Annotated in this window: 1 protein-coding gene; it reads left to right on the top strand. The window is 73.2% G+C overall.

The features are described from left to right. On the top strand, nucleotides 1-407 hold a 407-nt coding region (locus AC1DHL_RS30010; RefSeq protein ID WP_478164370.1), incomplete at both ends, for an MFS transporter.

Raw genomic sequence — 407 nt, 5'->3', positions numbered from 1 at the left:
CACTTCGACAACGCCGAGCTGGGCCTCGCCCTCGGGGCGCTCGGTTTCGGCGTCGCCCTGTCCGAACTGCCCTGGGGCGTGGCGGCGGACCGCTGGGGCGACCGCCCCGTGCTGCTCGGCGGCCTCGCCTCCACCGCCATCGCCCTGCTGGTCATGGCGCTGTGGCTCGCTCCGGCCGGTGGTCATGCGCCGCCGCTGGGCTGGCTGATGAGTGCGATGGCGGTCGTCGGGCTGTTGAGCGGGAGTGTCAATGGCGCGAGCGGCCGAGCCGTGATGCGCTGGTTCCGCGAAGGCGAACGCGGGCTGGCCATGAGCATCCGGCAGACGGCGGTGCCGCTGGGCGGTGGCATTGGCGCCCTCACGCTGCCGTGGCTCGCCTCGACGGTCGGCTTCACCTGGGTCTATGG

The organism is Variovorax sp. 10L426 (assembly GCF_056395305.1).
This window is presented reverse-complemented; position numbering and strand designations above follow the sequence as displayed.